This is a genomic window from Nitrosophilus kaiyonis (genome assembly GCF_027943725.1).
GTDB lineage: Bacteria > Campylobacterota > Campylobacteria > Campylobacterales > Nitratiruptoraceae > Nitrosophilus_A > Nitrosophilus_A kaiyonis.
This window is the reverse complement of the sequence record NZ_AP025696.1, coordinates 1,101,248-1,126,907: the sequence shown is the minus strand read 5'-3', so window position 1 is coordinate 1,126,907 and position 25,660 is coordinate 1,101,248. Positions and strand designations below refer to the sequence as shown.

General features: G+C 27.4%; 26 protein-coding genes. 15 read left to right on the top strand and 11 right to left on the bottom strand.

Annotation, left to right across the window (positions count from 1 at the left end; genetic code table 11):
* The first annotated feature begins 36 nt into the window (after window positions 1–36).
* A complete protein-coding gene (locus tag QML81_RS05975; RefSeq protein WP_281950509.1) occupies window positions 37–2,433 on the top strand; it encodes a Lon protease family protein in 2,397 nt (798 codons plus the stop codon).
* Between the two features lie 40 nt (window positions 2,434–2,473).
* A complete protein-coding gene (locus tag QML81_RS05970) occupies window positions 2,474–4,195 on the top strand; it encodes a sensor domain-containing diguanylate cyclase (protein WP_281950508.1) in 1,722 nt (573 codons plus the stop codon).
* On the opposite strand, the gene polX is transcribed toward QML81_RS05970, so the two are convergent.
* The 3 genes from polX to QML81_RS05955 form a co-directional block, all read right to left on the bottom strand.
* Window positions 4,185–5,903, bottom strand: coding sequence for a DNA polymerase/3'-5' exonuclease PolX (polX, locus tag QML81_RS05965; protein ID WP_281950507.1), 1,719 nt, complete (start codon window positions 5,901–5,903; stop codon window positions 4,185–4,187). The two genes, QML81_RS05970 and polX, sit on opposite strands and share 11 nt — an antisense overlap.
* A 71-nt stretch (window positions 5,904–5,974) precedes the next feature.
* Window positions 5,975–6,724, bottom strand: a complete 750-nt coding sequence (locus QML81_RS05960) for a CsgG/HfaB family protein (protein WP_281950506.1) — start codon at window positions 6,722–6,724, stop codon at window positions 5,975–5,977.
* A 64-nt stretch (window positions 6,725–6,788) separates the two neighbouring features.
* On the bottom strand, window positions 6,789–6,971 hold the full coding sequence (locus QML81_RS05955; protein ID WP_281950505.1) for a hypothetical protein: 183 nt from the start codon (window positions 6,969–6,971) through the stop codon (window positions 6,789–6,791).
* A 59-nt stretch (window positions 6,972–7,030) separates the two neighbouring features.
* On the opposite strand from QML81_RS05955, the gene QML81_RS05950 reads away from it, so the two are divergent.
* The 5 genes from QML81_RS05950 (at window position 7,031) to QML81_RS05930 (ending at window position 10,009) form a co-directional block, all read left to right on the top strand.
* Window positions 7,031–7,699: a response regulator transcription factor gene (locus QML81_RS05950; protein ID WP_281950504.1), complete on the top strand. Its 669-nt coding sequence runs from the start codon at window positions 7,031–7,033 to the stop codon at window positions 7,697–7,699.
* Complete coding sequence (locus QML81_RS05945; protein ID WP_281950503.1) at window positions 7,686–8,840, top strand: sensor histidine kinase; 1,155 nt, start codon at window positions 7,686–7,688, stop codon at window positions 8,838–8,840. Before QML81_RS05950 ends, QML81_RS05945 begins: the two co-directional genes overlap by 14 nt.
* Complete coding sequence (locus QML81_RS05940; RefSeq protein WP_281950502.1) at window positions 8,834–9,163, top strand: hypothetical protein; 330 nt, start codon at window positions 8,834–8,836, stop codon at window positions 9,161–9,163. Before QML81_RS05945 ends, QML81_RS05940 begins: the two co-directional genes overlap by 7 nt.
* A gap of 59 nt (window positions 9,164–9,222) precedes the next feature.
* Window positions 9,223–9,546: a cytochrome C gene (locus tag QML81_RS05935; protein ID WP_281950501.1), complete on the top strand. Its 324-nt coding sequence runs from the start codon at window positions 9,223–9,225 to the stop codon at window positions 9,544–9,546.
* Between the two features lie 160 nt (window positions 9,547–9,706).
* Window positions 9,707–10,009 carry a c-type cytochrome gene (locus QML81_RS05930; protein WP_281950500.1) on the top strand — a complete coding sequence of 101 codons (303 nt, stop codon included), beginning with the start codon at window positions 9,707–9,709 and terminating at the stop codon, window positions 10,007–10,009.
* 33 nt (window positions 10,010–10,042) lie between these two features.
* On the opposite strand, the gene trxC is transcribed toward QML81_RS05930, so the two are convergent.
* The gene (trxC, locus tag QML81_RS05925; RefSeq protein ID WP_281950499.1) at window positions 10,043–10,474 is read right to left on the bottom strand and encodes a thioredoxin TrxC; all 432 of its coding nucleotides are present in this window, start codon (window positions 10,472–10,474) and stop codon (window positions 10,043–10,045) included.
* A 140-nt stretch (window positions 10,475–10,614) separates the two neighbouring features.
* Between trxC and QML81_RS05920 the strand changes: the two genes are divergently transcribed.
* On the top strand, window positions 10,615–11,073 hold the full coding sequence (locus QML81_RS05920; RefSeq protein WP_281950498.1) for a c-type cytochrome: 459 nt from the start codon (window positions 10,615–10,617) through the stop codon (window positions 11,071–11,073).
* Here the strand turns inward: QML81_RS05920 and pgaD are convergent.
* From pgaD to pgaA, 4 genes are read right to left on the bottom strand one after another with little or no spacing between them, the layout of a single operon-like run.
* Window positions 11,057–11,512 carry a poly-beta-1,6-N-acetyl-D-glucosamine biosynthesis protein PgaD gene (gene pgaD / locus QML81_RS05915; RefSeq protein WP_281950497.1) on the bottom strand — a complete coding sequence of 152 codons (456 nt, stop codon included), beginning with the start codon at window positions 11,510–11,512 and terminating at the stop codon, window positions 11,057–11,059. The two genes, QML81_RS05920 and pgaD, sit on opposite strands and share 17 nt — an antisense overlap.
* A 1-nt stretch (window position 11,513) precedes the next feature.
* Window positions 11,514–12,773, bottom strand: a complete 1,260-nt coding sequence (pgaC, locus tag QML81_RS05910) for a poly-beta-1,6-N-acetyl-D-glucosamine synthase (RefSeq protein WP_281950496.1) — start codon at window positions 12,771–12,773, stop codon at window positions 11,514–11,516.
* A gap of 1 nt (window position 12,774) precedes the next feature.
* Window positions 12,775–14,700, bottom strand: coding sequence for a poly-beta-1,6-N-acetyl-D-glucosamine N-deacetylase PgaB (gene pgaB / locus QML81_RS05905; RefSeq protein ID WP_281950495.1), 1,926 nt, complete (start codon window positions 14,698–14,700; stop codon window positions 12,775–12,777).
* The gene (pgaA, locus tag QML81_RS05900; protein ID WP_281950494.1) at window positions 14,701–17,088 is read right to left on the bottom strand and encodes a poly-beta-1,6 N-acetyl-D-glucosamine export porin PgaA; all 2,388 of its coding nucleotides are present in this window, start codon (window positions 17,086–17,088) and stop codon (window positions 14,701–14,703) included.
* A gap of 118 nt (window positions 17,089–17,206) precedes the next feature.
* On the opposite strand from pgaA, the gene QML81_RS05895 reads away from it, so the two are divergent.
* The 6 genes from QML81_RS05895 to QML81_RS05870 are packed head-to-tail and all read left to right on the top strand — an operon-like array spanning window position 17,207 to window position 22,425.
* A complete protein-coding gene (locus tag QML81_RS05895; RefSeq protein ID WP_281950493.1) occupies window positions 17,207–17,374 on the top strand; it encodes a hypothetical protein in 168 nt (55 codons plus the stop codon).
* Complete coding sequence (locus QML81_RS05890; protein WP_281950492.1) at window positions 17,367–18,896, top strand: endonuclease/exonuclease/phosphatase family protein; 1,530 nt, start codon at window positions 17,367–17,369, stop codon at window positions 18,894–18,896. The genes QML81_RS05895 and QML81_RS05890 overlap by 8 nt, the downstream gene beginning before the upstream one ends.
* A gap of 38 nt (window positions 18,897–18,934) precedes the next feature.
* A complete protein-coding gene (locus QML81_RS05885; protein ID WP_281950491.1) occupies window positions 18,935–20,152 on the top strand; it encodes a saccharopine dehydrogenase family protein in 1,218 nt (405 codons plus the stop codon).
* Between the two features lie 15 nt (window positions 20,153–20,167).
* Window positions 20,168–21,325: a carboxynorspermidine decarboxylase gene (nspC, locus tag QML81_RS05880; protein ID WP_345741166.1), complete on the top strand. Its 1,158-nt coding sequence runs from the start codon at window positions 20,168–20,170 to the stop codon at window positions 21,323–21,325.
* A 9-nt stretch (window positions 21,326–21,334) separates the two neighbouring features.
* Window positions 21,335–22,120, top strand: coding sequence for an alpha/beta hydrolase (locus tag QML81_RS05875; RefSeq protein WP_281950489.1), 786 nt, complete (start codon window positions 21,335–21,337; stop codon window positions 22,118–22,120).
* Window positions 22,117–22,425 (top strand): hypothetical protein, encoded by a 309-nt coding sequence (locus tag QML81_RS05870; protein WP_281950488.1) that lies wholly within the window; start codon window positions 22,117–22,119, stop codon window positions 22,423–22,425. The genes QML81_RS05875 and QML81_RS05870 overlap by 4 nt, the downstream gene beginning before the upstream one ends.
* Here the strand turns inward: QML81_RS05870 and QML81_RS05865 are convergent.
* Together QML81_RS05865 and QML81_RS05860 are read right to left on the bottom strand one after the other, a co-directional pair.
* Window positions 22,422–23,231, bottom strand: coding sequence for a hypothetical protein (locus tag QML81_RS05865; protein ID WP_281950487.1), 810 nt, complete (start codon window positions 23,229–23,231; stop codon window positions 22,422–22,424). The genes QML81_RS05870 and QML81_RS05865 overlap by 4 nt on opposite strands.
* Window positions 23,232–23,413: 182 nt before the next feature.
* Window positions 23,414–23,863 carry an iron-sulfur cluster assembly scaffold protein gene (locus QML81_RS05860; protein ID WP_281950486.1) on the bottom strand — a complete coding sequence of 150 codons (450 nt, stop codon included), beginning with the start codon at window positions 23,861–23,863 and terminating at the stop codon, window positions 23,414–23,416.
* 59 nt (window positions 23,864–23,922) lie between these two features.
* Between QML81_RS05860 and QML81_RS05855 the strand changes: the two genes are divergently transcribed.
* Window positions 23,923–24,282, top strand: a complete 360-nt coding sequence (locus tag QML81_RS05855) for a hypothetical protein (protein WP_281950485.1) — start codon at window positions 23,923–23,925, stop codon at window positions 24,280–24,282.
* Between the two features lie 51 nt (window positions 24,283–24,333).
* Here QML81_RS05855 and QML81_RS05850 read toward each other — a convergent pair whose 3' ends face one another.
* Entirely contained in the window at window positions 24,334–25,659 is a 1,326-nt protein-coding gene (locus tag QML81_RS05850) for a sodium ion-translocating decarboxylase subunit beta (RefSeq protein WP_281950484.1), read from the bottom strand.
* Window position 25,660 lies beyond the last annotated feature (1 nt).

Below are 25,660 nucleotides of genomic sequence, written 5' to 3'. Positions count from 1 at the left end.
TAATAAAATCTATATAAAGTATAAAAAGGAGAAAATATGCCTATCAATCCTTTAGAATTAAAAGATATTGATAATAGATGCAAACCTGAAATTTTTGATTTTAAAACAACTGAAGAAATAGAGAAAAAATTTGAAATTTTTGGACAAGATAGAGCTATAAAATCAATCGATTTTGCTACTGAAATAGATAATAATAAATATAACATTTTTGTAATGGGGCCAGGAGGCCTAGGAAAACATGAAATTGTTAAAACGCTCCTAAATGAAAAAGCAAAAACAAAAAATCCTCCAAATGATATATGTTACGTCAATAACTTTTCCCAAATAAATAAGCCTATATCTATTTTACTTCCTCCAGGGCGAGGAATAGAGTTTAAAAAAGATATGAAAAATCTTATTGAGACTTTAAAAAGTGCTATTCCTGCTGCATTTGAAAGTGAAGAGTATAATGCAAGAAAAAAGATGATAGAAGAAGAATATAAAAACAGAAGTGAATTTCTATATAAAAATCTTGAAAATGAAGCAAGAAGTATGGGTATAGCTGTTGTAAAAACTCCTGTTGGAATAATGTTTGTACCTTTAAAAAGTGATGGCCAACTTATGAAACCTGAAGAGTTTCAAGCATTAGATCCTCAAATAAAAGAGGAGTTTGAAAAAAAGTTAGATATTTTAAATGATAGATTAAATGATATAACAAGAGAGCTTGCTCTTTTTAGAAAAGAGTCAGTTAATAAATTAAAAAAACTTAATGAAGAGACAACCCATTTAATTGCTGGGCATTTAATAGAAGAGCTTAAAAATAAATATAAAGATAATAAAAAGATTGAAAAATATCTTGATGATGTAGAAAAAGATGTTGTAGAGCATCTTCAAGATTTTCTTTTTAAAGAAGAGAGCGGCGTTTCTATGCCTTTTGTTTTTTATACTCTTGTTAGACCATCATTTAAAAGATATGAAGTAAACGTTCTTATTTCACATGAAAATACACAAAATGCTCCTGTAATTTATGAAGATAATCCAACTTATGAAAATCTTATAGGAAGAATAGAGCATATTGCTCAAATGGGAACATTAATAACCGATTTTACTCTCATTAGACCTGGAGCTTTACATAAAGCAAATGGAGGATATTTAATAATTGACGCAAGAAAAGTATTGATTGAGCCTTTTGCTTGGGAATCATTAAAAAGAGCACTTCTATCAAAAAAGATAAAAATTGTACCAAAAGAGAGAATGATTGGTCTTATAAGTACTCTTACATTAGAGCCAGAACCAATTGATCTTGATACAAAAATTATATTAATTGGAAATAGAATAATATATTATCTTCTTTATAATCTGGATAACGATTTTAAAGAGCTTTTTAAAGTAGTAGCAGATTTTAACGAGATATATGAAAAAGATAAAAACACTTTAAATATTTATGCAAATTATATAGCATCTTTTGCAAAACATGAAAATCTTATGCCTTTATCAAACAAAGCTATTGCAAAAATTATCGATGTTAGTTCAAGATTTGCACAAGATTCTAAAAAACTCTCTTTAAAAATCAAAAAACTTCAAGAGATAATACAAGAGGCAAACTATTGGGCAAAAAAAAGAGAAGCAAAAATAATAGATGATATAGATATTAAAAAAGCTGTAGATGAAAAAGAGTATAGAAGCTCAAGAATAAAAGAGTTAATAAATGAAGAGTTTGGAAGAGATATATTAAAAATTGATATAAGTGGTGAAAAAATAGGACAGATTAATGGTCTTAGTGTAATAGATCTTGGTGATATAAGTTTTGCAAAACCTACAAAAATAACAGCTACTGTAAGAATGGGCAAAGGTGAACTTATAGATATTGAAAAAGAGGCTGAACTTGGTGGAAAAATATATACAAAAAGCACAATGATTATTGCTGGATTTTTAAAGGGAAGGTATCTTCCAGATATACCTCTTACTCTTTCAGCATCATTGGTTTTTGAGCAAAGTTACTCATTTGTAGAGGGAGATAGTGCGTCTTTAGCCGAAACTTGTGCTCTTCTTTCTGCTATATCTCAAATCCCATTAAAACAAAATATTGCAATTACAGGCTCAATTAGTCAAAAAGGAGAAGTCCAAGCAATTGGTGGAGTTAATGAAAAAATTGAAGGGTTTTATGAGATATGCAAAATAAAAGGATTTACCAAAGACCAAGGAGTTATTATTCCAAAATCAAATATTGAACATTTAATATTAAAAGATGAAATATATGAAAAAATTGAAAAAAAAGAGTTTTTCATATATTCAGTAGAAAATATAGATGAAGCTATAGAGATTTTAACAGGTTTAAATGCAGGAGTAAGGGAAAAGGATGGAAAGTTCACAAAAGATAGCTTTAACGCAATAGTTGAAGAAAAACTAGAAAATTTTGCAAAAAAAGCAAAAGAGTTTTTTAAAGAGAAATAGAAATAAATTTAAATTAATAATTTTTATTATATAATAAATAATGCAAGTTTTTAATATTAATTATAAAAATATAAAAGACCTTAAAAATGTTCAAAAAACATTTAATAAAAATTTTGAAAAGATATTGATTCAAGTATTTTGTGGAAAAAGAGATAAAGCATATATAAAAAATCTTCAAAAAAACCTCAATACTCTTTTTCCAAACTCTCATGTTATTGGAACAACTACTGCTGGTGAAATATTTAATGGAAAAGTATATGATTCTCATACAGTTATCTCTTTTACACAATTTGAAAATGTTTCACTAAATTCACTCCTAATAGAAGAGGAAAATAGTGAAAAACTAGGAAAAGAAATTGGAAATAGATTAGTATCTGATGATACAAAAGTTATTTTAACTTTTTTAGATGGTACAAACCATGATGGAGAGAGATATATTAAAAAACTTAAAAATAAAAACAAAGATTTTCTCATAGCTGGCGGAATGGCAGGCGATAATGGAGAATTTAAAGAAACTTATGTATTTGATAATGAATATATTACTTCAAAAGGAGCAGTTGCCTGTGCTTTAAATTCTGATAAATTAAAAGCAGAAAACCATTATAGTTTTAATTGGCAACCAATTGGAAAAAGTTTTAAAATAACAAAAGCTAATAAAAATGTATTATATGAAATAGATAATCAACCTGCTTTAGATCTATATTTTCACTATTTTGGAAAAGAGATCTTAAATTTTCCATTAGCAACTATGGAAATTCCTATAATGATAAAAAAACATGATAATTATATTGCAATAGCTTGCATAGGTATTGATGAAAATGCAAAATCTTTGATTTTTGCTGGAGATATTAAAGAAAATGATATCTTTAAATTTGGATTTGGTGATACAAATCTCATCTTTTCATCATCAAAAGATATTTATGAAAAAGTTTCACAGTTTAATAGTGAAGCAATTTTTATATATTCCTGTGTAGCGCGAAAAGCCTTAATGGGAAAACTTATTGAAGAAGAGACAAAATATTTAAATAGTATAGCTCCTACATCTGGATTTTTTACATATGGTGAGTTTTTTCATTTTAAAGATGTTAAAGAAAACGAGCTTCTCAATCAAACATTAACACTTCTTTCATTATCTGAAAAAAAGAGCATATCACCAAAAAAATCAAAATTAAAAAAATTTGACGGGAAAAGATATGATCAAATTACAATATTTAAAATTTTAGCAAATTTTATTGATGCAATGACTGATGAATTAAAAAGTACAAATGAAAAATTAAAACTTTTATCAGAAACTGATCAATTAACAAAAATATATAATAGAAGAAAAATTATAGAAATTCTTGAAGAGGAGTGTGAAAAAAGTAAAAGATTTTCATCACCTTTATCTTTAATAATGATTGATATAGATTTTTTTAAAAATATAAATGATACTTATGGCCATCTTGTTGGAGATAAAATATTAATAGAGTTTTCATCTGTTTTAAAAAAGAGTATAAGAAAAATAGATCATCTTGGAAGATGGGGTGGCGAAGAGTTTTTAATTATCGCAGTTGGAGATAAAAAAGAGGATGCAAAAATTTTTGCAAATAAAATCAAAAAAATTATTGAAAATCACTCTTTTCCAAAAATAAAAAAATTAACAGCAAGTTTTGGAATAACAGAATATAATAAAGATATGAGTTTAGAAAATTTCATAAAAAAAGCAGACACCGCTCTTTATAAAGCAAAAAAAAGTGGTAGAAATTGTGTTATTAGCGTTTAAGAAGTTTTTTTAACTCTTTAAGTGAATGTGTATTTAAAATATCTTCTTTTTCGCACCATCCACGTCTAGCTTGATATACTCCATACTGCATATAATCAAGTGAAAAGATATTGTGAGCATCTGTTGAAATTGCCATTTTTATTCCCATCTCTTTTGCTAGCTTTGCATTTATATCATTTAAATCAAGTCTTTCTGGCTGTGCATTAATCTCTAAATAACAACCATTCTCTTTTGCATGATTTAAAATTTTTTCAATATCTATATCATACCCTTCTCTACTTCCTATAAGTCTACCTGTGGGATGAGCTAAAATATTAAAATATGGATTATCCATTGCTTTTAATACTCTTGTAGTCTGTTTTTCTCTTGAAAGTTTAAATTTTGAATGAACTGCACCAACTACAACATCTAACTCTTTTAATACATCATTGCTTAAATCTAAACTTCCATCTTCTAAAATATCAACTTCTATTCCTTTTAAAATAGTAAAATTTTTAAGTTTCTCATTTATTTTATCTATCTCTTCAATCTGTTCTAATAACCTTTTTTCATCTAAACCTTTAGCAACTGTTACTCTTTTTGAATGATCTGTTATTGCAATATATTTATAACCTTTTTTCATCGCAGCTTCAGCCATCTCTTCAATAGAATTTTTACCATCTGTATATCTTGTATGCATATGAAGATCACCTACAATATCATCCAATTTCACAAGTTTTGGAAGTTTTCCAGCCTCAGCTGCTTCTATTTCGCCTCTATTTTCTCTAAGTTCTGGTTCAATATAAGGCAAACCCACACTTTTAAAAACATCCTCTTCTTTTTCACCACCTACTCTTTTTTCACCTTTAAAAACTCCATATTCATTAATCTTCAATCCAAGCTTTACACCTCTTGTTCTAATAGCAATATTATGAGCTTTCGAACCTGTAAAATAGTGCAGTGCCGCACCATAACTCTCATTTGGTACGCTTCTTAAATCAACTTGTAAATCAGATTTTAATATTACTGTACTTCTTGTTGGACCTTTTGATACAATCTCTTTAATACCGCTATATTTAACAAAATGCTCAGTAACCTTATCCCAATCTTTTGCAGTTACTAAAATATCAAGATCACCAACAGTTTCCTTTCTTCTTCTATAACTTCCAGCAACATCTATGTGAATGATTCCATCAATCTGTTTTATATAATTTACTAAATCTTGGGCATAATTTTTTGCTACATCTATTCTAAATCTGTGTCCAGCTTTTTTTGCAAGTCTAATACCTTTTAAAATTTTTTCTACTAATGTTGGACCAAAACCTGGAAGCTTTAATATCTCTCCACTCTCAGCTGCCCTTCTTAAATCTTCCATTGATTCTACATGTAAAGTTTCATAAAGTACTTTTATTCTTTTAGGTCCAAGACCCTCAATAGATAACATATCAACTAAATGGGAAGGTATCTCTTTTTCAAGTTTTTGAAGTTTACTAAATTTTCCAGTAGTAACAATCTCTTTAATATATTCACTCAAATCGTGACCAATTCCAGGTAGCTTTGTTAAATCATAACCCTCATTTACAAGATCTACTAAAGATTTTCCAATATTTTCAACAGTTCTTGCAGCATTTCTATATGCTCTAACTTTAAATGGATTTTCACCTTTAATCTCAAGTAGATCAGCGACTTTATTAAAAATTGCGGCAATATCAGCATTTGTTATAGCCATTTTTTATCCTTTGAGGGTATGAAAGTATAAATAAAGAAATATTAAAGAAGATAGGGGCAAAGCCCCTTAGATTATTTTACTCTATAATAGCTTTCAGGAATTAATCTTGAAATCTCTTTAACAGCATTATCAATCATAACCATTACAGCTTTTTCCATTGGTGTATTTTTATATATACTAAGTCCACCAGCTAATGGAACATGACCTATAAGTCCACCACCAATTCCGCCTATACTAAAGCTTGAAGCTTTTCCTTCTACCCTTGTTGAGTTAATTATTCTTCCTGTTCTAACATCAATAAGTCTAATATTGGCAGCTATATAAGCCTCTTTTGATTTTGCTTTAACACCAAAAAAACCACCAACTAAACCACCAATTCCTCCACCAATACCTTCAGCATTTGGCTCAAATGCAGTAATTGCACCAACTACTAAAATATCAGCACCTTCAAGATTTCCACCTTTAGGAACTTGAGACTGTTTGAAATCTTTTCCTCTTACCATTTCAAGCTCTTTTTGAACTTCACTAAAGCCCTCTCCTCTTTCTAAAACAATAAATCTATTTGATCTAAAAAGAGCATCAACAAGCATATCTTTTATACCTGAGCCAATCTGACCGCCACATTTTGCAGCTTTACACTTAAATGTTGCTACTGCTATTCTTGCTTTTGGCCCATTATAAGCTGCAATTTCGTTAACATTTTGATTTGAAGTTTGAACTGTTGTAGTAGTACCAGCAGTTGCACATCCCCCTAACATAAATAGCCCAAAAATGCCTATAAATGCAGATAAAATTATTCCCCTGAAATTTCTATTGATCATAAAACCCTCCATTTAATATGTTTTTTTAATTTTAGTACTATCTATATTAAAAATAGATAAATAGTTATCCATTTGATTTTAAATATGCACCCAAAGCCATTATTAAAAATCCTGCTCCAAAAAGCATATATGATGAGCTTTTTTCTACTTCAATACACCCAACACTTAATTGATTAAATGCAATAACCATCATAGCAAAACCTAAAAGATATACAAATTCACCTCTTTTACACTTTTTACATTTCATTAAAAATCCTATACTTTTTTGATATTATATTAGCAAAAATTTTATTTGTTAGGTAATATATGCAAAAAGCAAATATTCTACTTTTAGAGGATGATGTAAATTTAAGCGATACTATAAAAGAGTATCTAGAAGATGAAGGCTATATTGTTGAAGTTGCTTACAATTCAGATGAGGCATACGAAAAAATTTATGAAAAAAATTTTGATATTTTACTTCTTGATGTGATGGTACCTGGCGAAAATGGTTTTGAAATTTTGAAAAAAATTAGGCAAAAAAGTAAAACTCCTGCAATTTTTATAACTTCATTAAACTCTGTTGATGATTTAGAAAAGGGATATAATAGTGGATGTGATGATTATATAAGAAAACCATTTGTTTTAAAAGAGTTAAAATTAAGAATTGAGACTCTATTAAAAAGAGAATTTGATACAAAAAATAGAAAAATCAAAATTGATGAAAATTTTGAATATGACCTTGAAAATGATGAGCTTTTAAAAGATAACAAAACAATCCCATTAAATAATAAAGAGAAAAAGCTTCTAAAACTTTTTTTAAAAAATAAAAATCAAATCCTTACTCATGAAAGCATATATGAAAATTTATGGGATTATGATGAGACTCCAAGTGATAGTTCCTTAAGAACATATATAAAAAATCTTAGAAAAATTCTTGGAAAAGAAAAAATAGTTAGTATAAAAAAGCATGGATACAAATTTGTTACCAAGTGAAAAAAAAACATTGATAAACTTTTTATCTTTATATATATTTTTAACGCTTATAATTTTATCTCTTGTCTCATTTATGTATTATGATTTTCAAAAAAATCTTATGTTTTCTCAAATAAGACCAAAACTTACAGAATATGCAAAAGATGTTATTCATAGACTAAAAGAGATGCATCAAAGCTTGGGAGAAGACCTTCATTATCCAAGATATTCTAGATTTAAATCTGCCATTTATGATGCAGACTATATAAAAATATTTTCACTTTTAGAAAATGAAAATGTAAATTTAAATAAAGTAATATATAAAACTGGCAGAAAGATTCATTTTATAAAAGAGCCAGATGCATATTATTTAGGAACAAAATATGTAATAATTGAAGTAGATGATAATGAACTGTGGCTAAAGAAAGTTTATAAAAACATTTTCATTTTTGGTCTTTTTTTCATTGTTTTTATGGGATTCATTGGCTATTTTCTTACAAAACTTTTTTTAAAACCGATGCATAACTCCTTGATTTTGCTTGATAATTTTATAAAAGATACTACTCATGAATTAAATACCCCAATAAGCGCAATTTTAGCCAATATTGAAACTATTGATAAACAAAATTTAGATAAAAAACTCAAAAAAAAGATAAATCGTATTGAGATAGCTGCTAGAACCATTTCAAATATATATCAAGATTTAACATATCTTATAATGCATAAAAAAATAAAATCAAAGATTGAAAAAATCAATCTAAAAGATCTTATTTTACAAAGAGTATCATATTTTAAGATTTTAGCTCAATCAAAAAAAATTGATTTTATTTTGGATTTGCAAGATAGCTTTTTAGAGGCTGATAAGAAAAAGATATCAAAAATGATAGACAATATCATATCAAATGCAATAAAATATAATAGAGTTGGTGGAAAGATAAAGATAGCTCTTAGAAAAAATTATATATCCATTTTAGATACTGGCATCGGAATCCCTAAAGAAAAAATAAAAGATATATTCAAAAGATATCAAAGATTCAATAGTAGCGAGGGTGGCTTTGGAATAGGCTTAAATATTGTATATATGATAGCAAATGAGTTTCATTTAAAAATTGAAATAGACTCTGAGATAAACAAAGGAACAGAGGTAATAATAAAATGGTAAAAAAAATTTTTTTATTAATATTTATATTTTCTTTTGCATTTTCTAATATATATGAAAAAAATTGTGTTAATTGTCATAAAATTTATGGACCTTCTTTAAAAAAACTCTTTTTTGATTATCTTTTACATTACAGCAGTGAAAAAAGAGTAAAAAAAGCGATTTTTGATTTTTTAAGAAATCCTTCAAAAGATAAATCTTTAATGGATAAAGAGTATTTGAAAAAATTTGGAATAAAACAAAAAAGCAAACTCTCAGATAAAGAATTAAAAAAAGCTATAGATATATACTGGAATAAATATAAAGTAATAGGAAGAATTAAATAATTCACAATTTTTCCACAATTTAATTTTATAATTTCTTATCAAAATATAAGGAGGACGATATGAAAAAGGTTATCGCAGTAATATTTACAACAATGTTAGGACTTAGCTTTGTTAGCACAGCAGCATTTGCAGATGTTGCAAAAGGACAAAAGCTTTATCAAAAAAAGCTAAAGAAAGCTTGTGGATTTACTGGAGCAAAATTTGCTGCTAAACATACGCAAGATGAGTGGGAAGAGATATATGAATCTGGTAAATTTAAAGAAGAGGTTCATAAAATTTGTCCTAAGGTAAAACCAGAATCTATTAAAGATAAATGGGTTAAACATCTATTTGATTTTTGTTACGAATATGCAAGTGATAGTGGAAATGTTCCAAGCTGTTAATGTTTAGTTAATAGATTAAGTTAGAAAGTAGAATAGGAACATAGTGAAATAGGTGATAAACAGTGAAGCGGTAAAGGATTTACCAATAGTATTAAAATTAGAACTTAATACTTGCCATTCACGAATAACGAATTACGAATCACGAATAAAGGAGGAAATTATGAAAAAATTAGCATTATTAGGATTGGCAGCTGCAACAGCAGTTAGTTTAATGGCGGCAGATGGTGCAGCTTTATATAAAAAATGTGCAGGATGTCATGGCGTAAAAGGTGAGAAAAAAGCTCTTGGGAAATCAGCTCCAATTGGAGGATGGGATAAAGCAAAAGTTGTCGAAGCATTAAAAGGATATAAAGCTGGCTCAAGAAATGTATATGGAATGGGTGGTCTTATGAAAGGCCAAGTAGCTTCATATAGCGATGAAGATATTGATGCAGTAGCTGAATATATTTCAAAACTCAAATAAAAAATAAAATAGGTTCGAAGTTTCTCTTCGAACCTAAATATACTGCCCTACCCATTGAGTAATTTGAGCTGAATTTAATGCTCCAGAGACTCTATCAATTTCAACTCCATCTTTAAAAATAATCATTGTTGGAATTCCTCTAATTCCATAAGTTGCTGCAAGTTGTGGAAATTGCTCAGTGTTTACTTTTGCGAATCTAGCTTTTAATGGAAAATTTTTTGCTGCTTCTTCAAAAGCTGGAGCCATCATTTGACAAGGCCCACACCAAGGCGCCCAGAAATCAACAACTACAGGTATATCATTTCTTTTTATATGAATATCAAATGAGTTAGGATCAAGTTCAATAGGATGTGTATCTAATAGATTAAACCCACATTTGCCACATTTTGCTTTATTATAATGATCTTTTTTAGGCAATTTATTAACACTTAAACAATTAGGACAAACTATATAAATATAAGCCATACAATCTCCTTATTCTATTTTTAATTATTTTATCAAAAAGATTTAGAAAGATTTGATACAAAAGTTGCATAAAAAAGAAAATAAATATAAAATTCATTTATTATTTTTATAACTATATTTAATCAATAGGAGAAGAAAATATGAAAAAACTTTTGTTGTTAATCATTCCTTTTATATTTTTATTAGTGGCTATTATCTTTAAACAGGAAAAAAATAAACATATAGAAATTAAATCAAAAAATCAAAAAATAGAAAAAAAGATTTCAAAAATAGACTATAATTCACCAAAATTTTTTGAAAATTATGTGATAGATGTTATGATTAATGGCTCAGATATTTTCAAATATCCATCAGGACCTATGGATGGCGGATATGTATCAAAAAATGAAGCAGAAAAGATAGCTTCATATATGGCAACTCTTCAAGGACTAAAACCATCTCATCCAGAATGGGTACAAGAAGGAGCTGCACTTTTTAATGGAAACTGTACAGGATGCCATGGAGTAGGAGGTAAAGGGAAAAAGGGATATTTTCCTGATCTTACAAGAAAGCCTCTTTTAGGAATTGAAATGTTAAAAAAATCTAAAGGCTATCACTAATTTCAAAATTATTATTTTTTTCAATAATTTTAAATTTTATATATTTTAATTCTTTCCATTTTTTTAATTTTTCAATATCTACTTTAAAAAACTCTGCAATCTCTTTATCTGTTACTTTTGGTACAAATTTTCTTCTGCGTAATTTCCCATACATAATCTTATTATAAACTGCCCATGTTATAAAAATTACTGCAAATACAAAAATAGTAAAACTATTTTTTACTAAAAATCTGCTTATTTCATCATATAGCTCAATATTAAAAACTTCTGGATTAAAAATATGCATTCCAAATAAAATCCATAATATTAAAGCAAAAAGAGGTCTAAAAATATAAATTAAAGCCCCCCAGAAAATAAATGTTATTATTTTATCTCTTAATGATACCGTTTTATCAATAGCTTCTGGCTTTTCTATAATAATTTTTTTTAAATCTAACATTTTATACTCCTATACCTCTATCTGGACTTTCCCAAACTGCTCTTTTGCCTTTTTTCTTAAATATTGCTTTTATAAAGCCTACTGATGTTGTAAATACATTTATTATCCAAAATACAAATGGATACCATATAATCCAATAATAATATCTTGCAATCCCTTTTTCATATTTTGAATCAATTATGAGACTCAAAGCAAATTGTAATAAAAATGTTATTCCTAAAAATGTTCCATAAACCGAAGGTATTAGTGTTGGGACTTGGATATTTTTAGGTAAAGTTATAAAATATCCTAAAAACCATAAAATTATTGTAATAACTGCTGAATATGCCCAAATCAGACTTAAAATATACTCCAGATATATCCCCCACATTCTTCTATTTTTATAATTAAAAATATATTTAAAATATTTTTTTATAACCTCAGCTCCACCTTGAGCCCATCTTAATCTTTGTTTCCAAAGTCCCTTAATTGTCTCAGGAACCAACATCCAGCACAGTGCGTTTGGCTCAAATCTAATATCCCAATGATTAAGTTCTAATCTCCAGCTTATATCTATATCTTCAGTTACCATATCTGTATGCCAATACCCAACTTGATGGATTGCTGTTTTTCTAAATGCAGCTATAACACCTGAAACAGTAAAAATTCTTCCATATATTCTTTGAGCTCTTTTAATCATTCCTACTATTGCTGAAAACTCGCCTATCTGAATCTTTCCAAGAAGAGTTGATCTATTTCTAATTCTTGGATTTCCTGTTACAGCACCTACTCTAGGGCCTGTTAGAAAATGATGTATCATCCAGTGAATTGCATCAGGGTCTAAAATTGTATCTCCATCTATACAAACAAGATATTCTCCTTTTGAAACCATTGCAGCACAATTTAAACCCATTGCTTTACCCTGATTTGTTTCAAATTCTATAACTCTTAATTCACTATATTTTTCTTCTAAATCTTTTAATATTTCTCCGGTTTTATCTTTACTTCCATCATTTACTGCAATAATCTCAAAATTGGGATAATTTGTCTCTAATAGATATTCGATAGTCTCTTTTATATGTTTTTCTTCATTGTAACAGGGAACTAAAATACTAACTAAAGGATACTCTTTTAATTCTGGAGTATTACTATTTTTTCTTTCCCAATGAAATAGGTAGTAAATTGATCCTACCATCCAAATATATGCCATAAATAATGGATAATAATAAGAGTAATTTATTAGTTGTTCAATGGTATTTGCTATCAAATTTTCATATAGCATTTTATCTCCTAATAAATGGATATCTGTTTAAAGATATTACTGAATGAATAATTTTTTTATCTGGATGATTTTTTATGAAATCGTCAGGATAGTAACCAAAATTTAAAACTCCATTTTTTTGTAGTAATTTCATTTGATTAGCTAAAATTTTTGAATCAATTTTTTTATTTCTTCTCCAATCTACGCTTTGCAGTTCAAAAACACTTTTTTTAAGTCCTATCGGATATTTTTTAACTTTTTCTATCAATAGTTCAAACCATTTTTTTGGATTTTTTGCTTTTTCCATATAAGGCATAGCCATTATGGCAGTGTAATCATAAGCATAAAGAAATTTTTCAAAATTTTGAGCAAACCACTCTTCACTCTTTGGATTTAAAACAACTTGAGCATATATATTTCTTGCAGTTTTAATATTTGGTCTATATTCTCTTACAACATTTTCTATCTCTTTTGTAAAATCTATCAAAAAATCTGTTTTAAATGATGTCCATTTTTTTAATAAAAACTTATCTTCTTTAATCTTTTCTATAGATTTTGGAAATCCATTTGATTTATAAACATTTAAGGCTTCTTCATTTGCATCTTCAAAATCACTAAAATATGCATCATCATGAAAAAGAATTCCTTGAATTGGTGTAAATTTTGCTAAATCCTCATAAATCTCTTTAATTATTTTTCTTGATTTTTCATTAAATGGAGACAATCTTTTATATGCATTTTTATCAATATAACTGCTTCTTTTTTTCTCATCATAGGCTTTTACAAATAATTTTTTATTTTCTTTTATATCAAAAGCCAAAACAGGCATCCATGCATATATTCTTTCAACTCCACATCTTGTATATAATTGCCAAGAAACTCTATTGAAAAGATCAGCCCTCATAGGTAAATGTCTATTTGGAAAATATAGTGCATCAGCTACCCCATCACCATCAGGATCAGCAAATGCTTGAAGATAGACTGTAGAAATTTTATACTCTTTAATTCTATCAAGCAAAATTCCTAAATTTTTCTCTTGCTGTATAGGATCATCATCATAAATATAATCTAAATCAATATGTACTACTCTTTGAATTCTTTTTTTATCTGGATTTTTCACTTGCCAAATAAAATCATTTAATGAATCATTACCATATAAAAGAATTCTTTTTACTGCAGGTAGATCATCTAAGTTATTTGATCCATCATCTAATGTAAAAGTGATTTTCATTCCAAATCTTTTAGCTATTTTTATAGTAAATTTATTATATTCACCATATGGCCAAACGATAACTCTTGGTCTTTTTCCAATTTTTTGATAAATAAGATCACTACTTTTTTTCAAATCTTTTTCTATTCTTTTAAAATAGCTTTCATCATCTTCATATTTTTTTGTTTTTGGATTATAAATTCTTGTGGTAGCAGCTGGTTCCATATTTCCTTGAGGATTTGCTAAAACTCCATGATGTAGATCATAGCTATGTGAAGCAATCTCTACTAATCCAGAATCACTCATCTCTTTTATCTCTTCCCAACTTAAAAGTAAATCTCTTTTCTTCATCTTATCGCCATATAAAAACTTTTCATTACTTTTTGATTCCATCCATTTACCCACCACTGCTAAAACGGCTGGATATTTAAAAGCTTTTAATATAGGATATACTCTTGAATAAAATTTTCTGTATGCATCATCAAAAGTTAATAAAACAGCTTTTGGGGGAAGTTTTTTTTCTCCATTTTTTGCAGCAATTAAATCATCTATGCTAATAGGCGTATATCCATGATTGCTAAGCCAGTTAAGTTGCTGTATAAATTTATCTGTTGTAATACTCATAATATCTGAGTCTTTTGGATTGTCCTCGATATTGTGATAACAAAGAACAATAAATTTATCGTTAGCATTTAGTGAAAAAATCAAAAAAATAAAAAGCAATATTTTTTTAAACATTTAAAACCTCCAGTCCAAGGTTAAATAAAAAGATGTATCATACTCTTTATCATTGTCAAAATAGGATTTTGATCGTGACAATCCATATATTAGATCAAATCTATCATCAGCCTCCCATCTATGCTCATACCTTATAGACCAAACTGTAGAAGAACCAAAATCTTTTTGCCAATAATTTCCTATACTAAATCCTAACACATGTGAAAATGCTTTTGAATATCTTCTATAAAGATGCCAAATATTTTCAATATCTACTCCAATATATCTATCTTTTTTTGGACTAAAATAAATTACATCCTGCTTTGAATATTTTGCTGTTGAAAATGAAAATGTAGTATTTAATTTGTAAAATGGTCCTGTTATTAATCTTTCATAATGGCTAATATTGAAACTATTTTTATTATTAGAATCATTAAAATCCATTCTTTCAAATTCTATATTTGTTTCTCTTGATTCATTAGCTCTATATGTTAGAATAAAATCTTTTCTGTTTGCATAAACACCATTTTTTAATGCTCTAAGTGGAGTCTCTTTACTATAAGATTCATAAGAAGCAAAAATAATCCATATATCATTAAAATAGTGTTTTATATCTACAAACCATCCATTTTTATCTATATTTTTATTTTTTATAAAACCAATATTTCCTATATTATCTCTCTTTTTATACTCTAATGCCAATCCAACTCTTTTAAATTTTTCTGTTCCTTCCTCAACATCGGATTTAGAATAAAACCCTATTAGATAAACTCTATAATAGTAATCTATAGGTTTTGAATAGAGTTTAGATTCTATATAAAAATGGTCATTTCCAATATTTCCACCACTGCTTGAACCTATTACACTATCAATAATTAATTGATTTTTATTTTTATATATATTAAAAAGTTTTTTTGCCCTTTGAACTTGTAGGTCTTCTGGATATACTCTATACAGATTATTTATAATTTTTTCACTTCTTTTAAATCTATTTGCATCTAATAAAGATAAACCTTTTATTAGATTTGCATTTTTATGTTTTTTTTCATAAGCAAGAGCAATATCACACTCATCAATTGCCATCCTTGGCCAACCTCTATCTTTATAAACACTTGCTTTATCAGATCTTATATCAACATTTGCAGGTGCAATTGAATTCATTCTTTCAAATCTTTTCTGCGCTTCATTCATATAATCTGCAAAATATCTTGCTAATGCTGCAGAAGTAGTACTTTCTAATTTATAATCATTTTCATATTTTCCTTTTATCCATATAGGCTCATTTTTATCGACACTATCTATCCACTTAATAGCTTTTTTTAATTTAAACATCTCTACATAGCAATAAAATTTTCCTATTTTACTTTCAAAATGTTTTGGATTTTTTTCTAAAGCCTTTTCATAAAATTTTATTGCAATTTCTGGTTTTCTCTTATATAAATAAGCATCTCCTACTGCATTTAAAGAGTAATATGGAAGACTAATTTTCTCTTTTTTTAATATTTTATATTCTTTTATTACCTCATCCATAAAATATCTATCTCTTAATGCCACCAATTTATCAAATCTTGCTTGTAAAATATTTGGATTTTCTTCTTTTAAAGTTTTTGCTTTAGAAGATGAAATTAATTTATTTAGTTTTTTTAAAGCTTCATCAGTCTCTTTAAATCTATTTTTTATATTTGGATGTATCAATTCCCCCCATCTAATTTTAAATGCAATTTGGTCTTTTTTAATTCTAGTAATTATATTTTTATCAAAAATTTTTGGATTTTTATTTATATAATTTTCAGCAAGATATGGAAGACCTAAAATATCAAGAATTCTTACAATTGCAATTAGAGTATCTTTATCATTAGGGTTTAATTCGTAGGATTTTTGATAATTAATAAAAGCATCAAAAAAATTTCTTTTAGATTCTAAAATATAACCTTTTAAAAAATAGTAGTAATAATCTTTTATTTTTATTTCTGAGAGAGTTTTTAGCGCTTTATCACTCTCTTTTGCATCTGCATAAGTTAGAATTAAACCATATCTGCAATTTTTATTATTTGGATTTTTATTCAGGCAAAGAGTATATAGTTTTTTAGCTTTTTTATAATCTTTTAAATTTCTATATGACTTTGCAATAATTTCAAGAGTATAATCGGGCATATTATAAAAATTCTTATCTTTTGATAAACGAATAACCTCTTCATATTTGCCTGCCCATCCTAATATAGTTATATAATCAAAATATAATTTTTTATTATTTGGATATTTTTTATATAATTTTTTTAATTCTTTTAAAGCTATTTCAATTTTTCCTTCTTTTGCATGTTTTATTGCATATGAATAATCTAATATTTTAGAATATGATAAATTTAAGAAAATAAAAAAAATAGAAAAAGAAAAAAATAATTTTTTCATATTATTCCTTTTAACATCTAAATTATAAAAAGATTGTTAACACATTTTACATATCTATTCTTTATTTATCCTATATTATCGTCTATTTTTTGCTAAAATTTATAAAAAAGGATAAATTATGGCAGATTTTAATATTGAAGAAGTTTATAAAGCATTTAAAATAACTGATGAAAAATTACCTTTTAGGTCTTGGCTAAGGAAAAAAAAGAAAAAAATAGTTAAAAAAAATAAAAAGAAAGAAAATAAAAAAAGACCAAAAGATGGACATATAGATATATATGCATAAGATATTTATTCTATTTTTAATAACAGTTTTTTGCTATTCAAAACCTTTTAAAATAGCTTCATATAATGTTCAAAATCTATTTGATCTTCAAAAAAGTGGACTTGAATATGAAGATTATATTCCATACACGCATAACTGGAATGAAAAAACATATAAAATAAAACTTAAAAATATTGCAAAAGTTATAAAAGATTTAAATCCAGATATTATTGCTTTACAAGAGATTGAATCATTAAAAGTTTTAAAAGATTTAAACTCTTATTTGCATTATCCCTATTTTGCCATTGCACATAGTAGATTCTCTCCAGTAAAAAATGCCATTTTTTCTAAATATAAAATTATTAAAAAAGAAGAGATTGAGATAAAAGATATAAAAAGAGCAAGAAATATTTTAAAAGTAACCATAGATATAGAAAATAATACATTAATAATATTTATTAATCATTGGAAATCAAAACATGCGCCAGAAAGCATAAGAGTTATTTATGCAAAAGCCCTTTTAAAAGAGATAAAAAAACTAAACTGTAAAAGTGATTATATAGTTTTGGGTGATTTTAACTCAAACTATAATGAGTTTCAAACACTTCTTTATGAGCCACTACTAAATGATACATTAGGAATCACTGGAATAAATCATATCTTGCCTACTATTTATAAAAATAGATTTGTAAATGAAGATTTTGTAAAAAAACATTGTGGCTATTTATATAATCTTTGGCTTGAGATTCCTTCACTATATAGATTTAGCTATATTTTTAAAGGCAAAAAAAATACCCTTGATAACATTTTACTTCCAAAATCGATGTTTGATAAATATGGAGTAAACTATATAGATAACTCCTTTAATGTATTTAGGCCAAAATATCTATATAAAAATAGACATATTTATAGATGGAAAATAAAAAGAGATAGACATTTAGGTAAAGGATACTCAGATCATCTGCCAATATATGCAATCTTTGATACAAAGCCATTTTATGATAAAAAAGAGTTTACATTAAAAAAAATCAAAATAAAAAATCTATATGAACAAAAACCAAAAGAGTTTGATGCAATTATTGAAAATGCTGCTGTTTTATTGAGATATAAAAATATTGCAATAATAAAAAGAGGAAATGATAGAGCTATAATGATTTATAATGCTCCTGATAATTTAAATGAAAAAAATGTATATGATATTGAAATATTAAAAACAAAAAGATATAAAGGCAATTTAGAGATTGTAAAAACTGGCGATTTTGTTTTAAAAAAAACTCTAAAAAAAGTAGACCAATTTTTCATAAAATATAAAGATCAAGTTTTATCAAAAAAAATATATCAAAATGAGATTATTACTGATTTAAAAGGAACTTATAAAAATGGATACCTATTTTATAAAAGAGGTAAAATTAAGTTATATTTTAAAGACAGATCTTTAATACCAAAAAATAACTCCAAAATTCTTATAAAAAGGGGGCATATATCATACTATTATAAACCGCAAATAGTTATATATTATAAAAAAGATTTTTTAATTCTTTAGTTGATATAATCTAAAAAACCTTTATAAAAGGAATAAAAATGAATAGAGTATTAATTATCGGAGCAGGTGGTGTTGGAAGAGTTGTAGCTCATAAATGCGCATTAAATAGTGATGTTTTTAATGAAATTACTCTTGCAAGCAGAACCCTAAGTAAATGTGAAGAGATAAAACAAGAGATAAAAAACAAATGGAATGTGGATATAAATGTTGCAAAAGTTGATGCAGATAATGTAAATGAACTAATTGATTTAATAAATTTAGTAAAACCTAATCTTGTTATAAATGTTGCCCTGCCTTACCAAGATTTATCAATTATGGAAGCTTGTATGGAGACAAAAGTTGATTATCTAGATACTGCAAATTATGAGCATCCAGATACAGCAAAATTTGAATACAAAGAGCAGTGGGCTTTGCATGAGACATTTAAAGAAAGAGGTATTATGGCTCTTCTTGGAAGCGGATTTGATCCGGGTGTTACAAATGTATTCGTTGCATATGCACAAAAACACTATTTTGATGAGATTCATTATATAGATATTCTTGATTGTAATGCGGGTGATCATGGATACCCTTTTGCTACAAACTTTAATCCAGAAATCAATATAAGAGAGGTTAATTCAAAAGGAAAATATTGGGAAAATGGAAAATGGATAGAGACTGAGCCAATGGAATATAAAATGATATGGAACTATCCAGAAATTGGCCCAAAAGATAGTTATCTTTTATATCATGAAGAGGAAGAGTCTTTAGTAAAACATATAAAAGGATTAAAAAGAATTAGATTTTGGATGACATTTAGTGAGAGTTATTTAACTCATTTAAAAGTTTTAGATAATGTTGGAATGACAAGGATTGATCCAATTGAAGTTGATGGATGCAAAGTTGTTCCTTTGCATGTTTTAAAAGCTTTACTTCCAGATCCTGCAAGTTTGGGCCCTAGAACAAAAGGAAAAACAAATATTGGTGTTGTATGTGAAGGTATAAAAGATGGAAAAAGAAGAAAAATATATATCTATAATATTTGTGACCATCAAGAGGCTTTTAAAGAGGTTTATAGCCAATGTGTAAGCTATACAACTGGAGTTCCTGCAATGATTGGAGCAAAGATGATGCTTACAAATGAGTGGAGAAAAAGCGGTGTTTATAATATGGAGCAGTTTGATCCAGATCCATTTATGGAAGAGTTAATGAAACAGGGTCTTCCTTGGACGGTTTTAGAGATGGATCCAGATGAGACAAGAGAAGTAAAAGTTTAAAGGTATATTTTGAAGATTCATAGAAAAAGTAAAATAGAGTCTGTTTTAGATAAGATACCCACTCCATGTTATGTATGTGAAGAGGAGCTTTTAGAAGAGAATTTAAAACTTTTACATTATGTAAAAGAAAAAAGTGGAGCGAAAATTCTTTTAGCCCTCAAAGGTTTTGCTATGTGGAGCACCTTTGATTTAGTTGCAAAATATCTTGATGGTGCTACAGCAAGCGGCCTTTGGGAGGCAAAACTGTCAAATGAAGAGCTTAAAAAAGAAACTCATACATATTCTCCTGCCTTTAAAGATGATGAAATTGAAGAGATAGCAAAAATATCTAACCATATAATCTTTAACTCTTTTAATCAATTAAAAAAGTATAAAGATATTGTTAAAAAAATAAATCCTAATATCTCTATTGGAATAAGAGTAAATCCAGAATATTCAGCAGCCCCAGTTGATCTATATAATCCTTGTGGAGCTTTTAGTAGACTTGGAGTTATTAAAAAAGAGTTTGATGAAAGTGAAATTAACTCTTTAGATGGACTTCATTTTCACGCCCTTTGTGAAGAGAGTGCTGAGGCTTTAGAAAATGTTTTAAAAGCTTTTGAGGAAAAATTTAAAAAAATTATAAAAAGGTGCAAATGGGTAAATTTTGGTGGAGGACACCATATAACAAGAGAAGATTATGAAGTTGAAAAACTTATTAATATAATTAAAGATTTCAAAAAAAGATATAATAATATTGAGGTCTATTTAGAACCAGGTGAAGCAGTAGGATGGCAAACAGGACCTTTAATAGCAACTGTAGTTGATATTATTCATAATGGAATGGATATAGCAATTTTAGATACATCAGCAGAAGCTCACATGCCTGATGTCCTCGCAATGCCATATCGGCCAGATGTAAGAGGAGCAGCTAAACCATTAGAAAAAAAATATACATATAGACTTGGTGGAAATAGTTGTTTAGCAGGAGATATTATAGGAGATTATAGTTTTGATAAGCCATTAAAGATTGGACAAAAAATAATATTTGAGGATATGATTCATTATACTTTTGTAAAAAATACAACATTTAATGGAATAAAACTTCCATCATTGGCAATTTTGAAAAAAGATGGCTCTTTAAAAATTGTAAAAGAATTCAAATATGAAGATTTTAAAAATAGATTGTCATAAGGAATGTATTTGAAATATTTAGCAATAGCTGTAGTAGTTTTATATTTTATAGCTGCAATAAGAGTTTATCTAAAACAAGAAAATGAGATATTTCATCCTGAAAAAGCACCAAAAAATATAGTTTTAGAAGTAAAAAATTTAAAAAAAATAGAGTTTAAAACATCTGACAATATTATTTTAGAAGGAGCTTTTGTTGAAAATAGCAAACACAATCCTTTAATAATATATTTTGGTGGAAATTCTAATAATGCATTAGCATTTTTAAATGTAGTAAAAGATATAAATGATTTTAATTTTTTAGTTTTTAACTATAGAGGATATGCAAATTCTAGAGGGGAACCTTCACAGGATAAAATATTTTCTGACTCCATTGAAATATATGATAATTTTGCTAAAGGAAAAGATGTATATCTCATTGGAAGAAGTCTTGGAAGCTCAGTTGCAACATATCTTGCCAGTAAAAGAGATGTAAAAGGATTAGTGCTAATTACCCCTTTTGATTCTATTTTAAATCTAGCCAAAGATAAATACCCTTATCTTCCAATGAAATTTTTACTTAAACACCCATTTGAAACATATAAATATATGGAGTATGTAAGAACACCAGTAGCTATAATCAATGTTGAAAATGATGAGGTGATACCATTTAAACACTATTTAAATCTTGAAAGATATATTAAAAATCTTGCTTTTAAAGCGATTTTAAAAGATACTACTCATATGGCTGTTTTTACTCATCCAGATTTTGTCAAAACATTGAAAAATGCTTTAGATGTTTTAAGGAGACTCAATTGAAAAGTTTAATAATTATATCTATTATATCTTTATCAATTTTTGCATCTGAAATATATTCTGATTTAAGAATCGAAATATATGAAAAATCTTCTAAATTAATAAAAAAACTTGATAATTTTAAAAATATTGATTCTTTAAAAACTTTTTTAAAAGGTGGATATGCAGATATTAATAGGGTAAAAAAAGATATCAATAAAATTATTTTAATAAATAAAAACAAAAAAATACTTTCTGATAAGGAAATAATAGATTTAAAAAATATTATAAAAAAGCTGCAAATATATAGATCTATACCTGCAGCTTAATCTATAATTTTTAAAGCCTCTTCCATTAATTTTATATGATAATCTTCTTGATTATTTATAAATTCAAAAAAACTTGATAAATCTTTGTCTTTAACTGCAGCAGCTAATGCCCTGCACTGTTCTTTAGCACCCTTTTCTTCCTCAATACCATCCAATAAAAACTTTTTCAAATCTTCAAATTTATACACCTCTTCCATTACCTCTCTTGGAAGAGACAAAAGTCCAAGTTTTGCTTGCAGAAAAGCAAAACTTTTTAAATGAAATTTTGACTCATAAATTAAATCTTCATATATAGAGTAAAGAGATACATTATCTGTATGAATTGATGAGTAAAAATAGACTAAAATTAATTCATACTCTTTATATATCTCCTCAAATAAAAACAAAATCAAAGCATCAAGAGATTTTTTATCTAAATTTTTATATTTCATATTTTTATTAAATGCAGTTATTTCAAAATCTTCAAATTTTTTAAATTCTCTTAATTTTTCTATCATATATCTCTCATCATTTTTTATTCTATAAAATAAAGCGCTATCTTTGTAAGAAATCTCTATAGCTAAAAGCGAATCAATAAGTTTATCTATTAACTCATAAAAATTGTTTGCTTTAATATCTATTTTATCTCTATCAAAATTAAAATCACCTCTGTTTTTAACTATATCTTTTGCAATCCATTTCATATGTCTAAATTCAATATCTGCAAAATCTAGTAAAACATCACTTATTTCACCTTTTGGAAGCGCAAATGCAGAAAATAAAACCTTCAACCATAATTCATGCTTTTTTTTAAAAATTTCTCTCATTTTGATATCCTTTTAATAATTAGTCATTAGTCATTGGACATTGGATATTGGTAATTAGGAATTGGGAATTGGCTTTCCTTCTATTTTCAACCTTCTTCCTGAACACCTTTTCCACTATCCCGCTATGCCCTATTCCTCTTCTCAGCTTCACTGCTTGCCACCTTATCACCTTGTCTCCTAACTTATTCGCTTTCTTCAGGAACTGGACAAGCAAGTGTGACATACTCAATATGCTCTTTTTTAATACCCTTTTTTCTATCTTCATAATCTTTTATTGCTGCCAAAAATGCTCTTGCAACAACTTCTCCACAAGCTGCATCTGCAGGGGGATTATCTTTTATTTTATCTAAAACTTTGTTTGTAAAATCTATTCCATCTTGAATTGTACCTCTTTTATACTCTATACTAAAAAGGCTTCCACTAACTAATGTTGTTCCACATCCATTGGTTTGCCATTTAATATCTAAAATTTTTTTTGTTTTTGGATCAATTTTTAGCTGCATTATTACCATTTCGCCACTATCTTTGTTTTTTCCTATACCTTTTGCATCATCTTCTTCCATTTTCCCATAATTTTTAGGTTCTATCATATGCTCTAAATATGCTGGATTTATATCTGGAATTTGCTCCATAAATCTCCTTTTGATAAAATAATATATGATTATACCAAAGTAGTTTTATAAGGAAAAATGTGATTGATAAAAAAAAAGAGAAATATGAAAGATTAAAATATATAAGAGAACTTGAAAAGTTTACAAATAGAATCTATAACTTTTTAAATCAAGAAAATATTACAAAAAAAGATTTTAAAGAGTATGTTGATAAAATTTTTAAAAATCTTGAAAATATAAAAAAAGTAATCTTAAAAAGCGAATATTTAACTTCCCTTGAAAAATTTGTAGAAAAAAGCGCAAATCTTCCAAACTCATCAAAAAACATAAATGAAATAAAAGAAGAAATAACTTATGAAGCAAATAGACTCAGAAAACTAAAAAGAGTTAAAAGCTATCAAAAAGAAAAACATAAAAAAAGAGCAATTGACAATGAGTAAAATATTCAGTGATAGGATAAACCCCCTACCACTGATATCTTAAATTAACTACTAAAAGATAGAAAGAAGAACACCAGCCGCAACTGCTGATCCAATAACACCTGCAACATTTGGTCCCATCGCATGCATCAATAATACATTTGTAGGGTCAGCTTCCATTCCTACTCTATTTGCAACTCTTGCTGCCATAGGAACCGCACTAACACCAGCTGCTCCAATTAGAGGATTAATAGGCTCTTTTGAGAATTTATTCATTATTTTACCCATTATAACTCCTGCTGCAGTTCCAATTGAAAATGCAACAAGACCTAAAAGTAATATTCCCAAAGATTCTAAAACTAAAAAATATTCTGCAGCAAGTTTTGAACCAACAGATAATCCTAAAAATATAGTAACAATATTTATAAGCTCATTTTGAAGTGTTTTTGAAAGTCTCTCAACTACTCCAGATTCTCTGACAAAGTTTCCAAACGTTAAAGCTCCAATAAGAGGTGAAGATTCAGGTAAAATTAAAATTGCAAGAACCAAAACAGTTAATGGAAATAAAATCTTCTCAATTTTTCTTACCTGCCTTCTTGTAGTCATTTTAATTTTTCTCTCTTCTTCTGTAGTTAAAGCTTTCATTATTGGAGGCTGAATAACTGGAACCAACGCCATATAGCTATATGCAGCAACAGCCATAGCACCTAATAGATCTGGAGCTAATTTACTAGCTATAAAAATAGTTGTTGGTCCATCGGCTCCACCAATGATAGAAATGGCAGCCGCATCTTGCAAACTAAAATCAAATATTCCAATTTGGCTTAATACTACAGCACCAACGAGAGTTCCAAAAATACCAAATTGAGCTGCTGCTCCAAGAAGTGCAGTTTTTGGATTTGCTAAAAGTGGGCCAAAATCAGTCATAGCACCCACACCCATAAATATTAATATCGGAAAGAGCTCATTTGCAATACCAGCTTTAAAAAGCTCTCCTATAAAACCACCATCACCAATAATATTTGCAAGAGGAATATTTGCCAAAAGCCCACCAAAACCAATAGGTATCAAAAGAAGCGGCTCAAACCCTTTTGCAATAGCTAAATAAAAAAGCAAAAAGGAGATACCTATCATTATGATTCGCCCAAAACTTTGTTGAAATTTTGTTATCTCATCACCTTTGGCATTTTTTACACCCTCTTTTGGGTTGAAAAAAGCATAGATTCCTGTCTGTTTATAAAAATTTACAAACAGTTCACCCATACCTTTACTTTGAACTTCCTCTTTTTTCTCAACTTTTACACTCTCTTTAGATATATGCTCAACTGTTGCTAAAGCAGTTAATGGCAATATAAATATTGAGAGTGCAAGAAAAAATGTTAAAACTCTTTTTTTCATT

Coding starts and splice junctions, on each gene's coding strand:
- QML81_RS05920 (WP_281950498.1), top strand. CDS start 10,615: ATGAAAAAACTTTTGTTGTTAATCATTCCTTTTATATTTTTATTAGTG.
- QML81_RS05865 (WP_281950487.1), bottom strand. CDS start 23,231: ATGAGAGAAATTTTTAAAAAAAAGCATGAATTATGGTTGAAGGTTTTA.
- QML81_RS05935 (WP_281950501.1), top strand. CDS start 9,223: ATGAAAAAGGTTATCGCAGTAATATTTACAACAATGTTAGGACTTAGC.
- QML81_RS05950 (WP_281950504.1), top strand. CDS start 7,031: ATGCAAAAAGCAAATATTCTACTTTTAGAGGATGATGTAAATTTAAGC.
- QML81_RS05955 (WP_281950505.1), bottom strand. CDS start 6,971: ATGAAATGTAAAAAGTGTAAAAGAGGTGAATTTGTATATCTTTTAGGT.
- trxC (WP_281950499.1), bottom strand. CDS start 10,474: ATGGCTTATATTTATATAGTTTGTCCTAATTGTTTAAGTGTTAATAAA.
- QML81_RS05890 (WP_281950492.1), top strand. CDS start 17,367: ATGCATAAGATATTTATTCTATTTTTAATAACAGTTTTTTGCTATTCA.
- polX (WP_281950507.1), bottom strand. CDS start 5,903: ATGGCTATAACAAATGCTGATATTGCCGCAATTTTTAATAAAGTCGCT.
- QML81_RS05895 (WP_281950493.1), top strand. CDS start 17,207: ATGGCAGATTTTAATATTGAAGAAGTTTATAAAGCATTTAAAATAACT.
- QML81_RS05930 (WP_281950500.1), top strand. CDS start 9,707: ATGAAAAAATTAGCATTATTAGGATTGGCAGCTGCAACAGCAGTTAGT.
- QML81_RS05860 (WP_281950486.1), bottom strand. CDS start 23,863: ATGGAGCAAATTCCAGATATAAATCCAGCATATTTAGAGCATATGATA.
- QML81_RS05885 (WP_281950491.1), top strand. CDS start 18,935: ATGAATAGAGTATTAATTATCGGAGCAGGTGGTGTTGGAAGAGTTGTA.
- QML81_RS05960 (WP_281950506.1), bottom strand. CDS start 6,724: ATGATCAATAGAAATTTCAGGGGAATAATTTTATCTGCATTTATAGGC.
- QML81_RS05850 (WP_281950484.1), bottom strand. CDS start 25,659: ATGAAAAAAAGAGTTTTAACATTTTTTCTTGCACTCTCAATATTTATA.
- QML81_RS05970 (WP_281950508.1), top strand. CDS start 2,474: ATGCAAGTTTTTAATATTAATTATAAAAATATAAAAGACCTTAAAAAT.
- pgaC (WP_281950496.1), bottom strand. CDS start 12,773: ATGCTATATGAAAATTTGATAGCAAATACCATTGAACAACTAATAAAT.
- pgaB (WP_281950495.1), bottom strand. CDS start 14,700: ATGTTTAAAAAAATATTGCTTTTTATTTTTTTGATTTTTTCACTAAAT.
- QML81_RS05975 (WP_281950509.1), top strand. CDS start 37: ATGCCTATCAATCCTTTAGAATTAAAAGATATTGATAATAGATGCAAA.
- pgaD (WP_281950497.1), bottom strand. CDS start 11,512: ATGTTAGATTTAAAAAAAATTATTATAGAAAAGCCAGAAGCTATTGAT.
- QML81_RS05940 (WP_281950502.1), top strand. CDS start 8,834: ATGGTAAAAAAAATTTTTTTATTAATATTTATATTTTCTTTTGCATTT.
- pgaA (WP_281950494.1), bottom strand. CDS start 17,088: ATGAAAAAATTATTTTTTTCTTTTTCTATTTTTTTTATTTTCTTAAAT.